Here is a 1,636-nt window from a genome sequence, read left to right as displayed (position 1 = left end):
CGCTTGACCGGGCTGGCGCTCCAGCGCGAAGCGCTCACAAAAAAAGGGGCCGCTACGCAGCCCAGCGGGAGCAAGCTCCCTCGCCACGGTGCATCGTCCTATCTGCACCGTGCATCAGATGAAAGGCCGGACCCTGTGTCCGGCTTTTTCATTTCATGCCGCCGGATCAGAAATGGTATTTGACCAACAGGCTGGTATTGCTCTGGTTGGTCTTGAAGCTTTCGCTGTCCTCGATGGCGTACTTGTTCTTCCAGTAGTCGTATTCCACGCCCACGTACAGCTGCTTTGCGCCGAGCTTCAACGCCTTGCCCAGGTCATATTTGATCTGCGGGACGATATGCAGGTTGGCGTGGTACGTGCCCTTGGCGTTGCTGTCGTTGTCGACGACCCAGTCGATGAACCCGTCGAACAGAATGTCGGATGAACCCACCGGGACGGTGACGGCCCAGACCGGGGTGATCTGCCAGACATTGTCGCCCGCCCGCGAGCCTTCGGTCTGGCGGTTGTAGAAGTTCAGCTGGAAGTAATCGAAGCCGGGAATCGCCAGGTCGAAACCCGGGCCGATCAGGTAGGACTCGTTGTCACCTTCGCCAAACTCATAGGTCATGGCCAGCAGCACGTCCTTGACCGGGCCCAGTTCCAGCTTCTGATCGAAGATCTTGCCGAACGACAGGCGCGGACTGAACTCGCCGTAGTAGGTGTTCGGGCCGGAATTGCTGTCGTCCTCGCCGTTGTAGAAGATCCGGTCGAGGAAGAAGAAGTTGTCGCCGTAGGTCCAGGCATCGGCGTGTTCGAACGTCACGGTCTGCTGGATACGCGGATTGATCTGGAAATCCTTGCCGTAGAGGTAACTCAGGCTGTTGTTCTGCCACTGCAACAGATCGCCGGCCATGGCTTGGCTGCCGGCGAGCAACGATCCTGCGAGTATCAGGCTGGTGCACGTACGTTTCATTCGGTTTGCTCCCAAAGGTAAGTGGTACCGCGTAGTTGTCGTCAGCGCTCTGGTGTGGCGCCTTTTTCCACGGACAAAACATCCGTTCGGTCAGCTTTTTGTTTGTGGCAGTGGCTGAAAGTCGGTGGGTCGCTTAGGACCTTATGATTATTTTGAGGTGTCCGGGTTTGAACGGCCGCGCAGGATACGGACTTGCCTGGAGCGACTCAAGTGCGCTGCGACGGCGCATCCGGAGGCGTGACGATGGAGCGCATGCATAAAGCTTTCCTCTTGTTCTTATTGTTGAGGCGCAGGCGGCCGCTGACGGGCGACCGGTCGTGTGCCGGCCTGCCTGTCTGCGGTATTGCGGGTGGAGCGGGGTGTGTCTGGCCGGGCTAGTTGGTGCGTGCGCCCTGGGTGATCCAGGCGCCGATCAGGTCACGTTCCTGCTGGGTCATCTGGGTGATGTTGCCCAAGGGCATGATCTGGGTGGTTACGGCCTGGGCCTGGATGCGTGCGGCCTGTTGCTGGATCTGCTGCGGCGTATCGAAGATCACCCCGCCCGGCGCGGCGCTGAACAGCGGGCTGGTGGGCTTGGCCGAATGACAGACCGAGCAGCGCTCCTGGATCACGCTGTGGACCTTTTCAAATGACGGCCCCTGCGCGCTGGACGCCTGGGCGGGCGGGGTTGCCGGCGCGGCGGGG

General features: G+C 60.5%; 1 protein-coding gene and 1 pseudogene. Both read right to left on the bottom strand.

All coding sequences use genetic code 11. The features are described from left to right. Positions 1–166: 166 nt before the first annotated feature. Positions 167–952 (bottom strand): outer membrane protein OmpK, encoded by a 786-nt coding sequence (locus ACE04F_RS00865; protein ID WP_434569445.1) that lies wholly within the window; start codon positions 950–952, stop codon positions 167–169. A 374-nt stretch (positions 953–1,326) separates the two neighbouring features. Continuing rightward, a pseudogene (locus ACE04F_RS00860) lies at positions 1,327–1,636 on the bottom strand (urate hydroxylase PuuD); the annotation flags it as partial.

Source organism: Pseudomonas sp. AGC41 (genome assembly GCF_057334555.1).
Note: the sequence above shows the minus strand (reverse complement) of the source record. Positions and strands in the feature narration are given on the sequence as shown.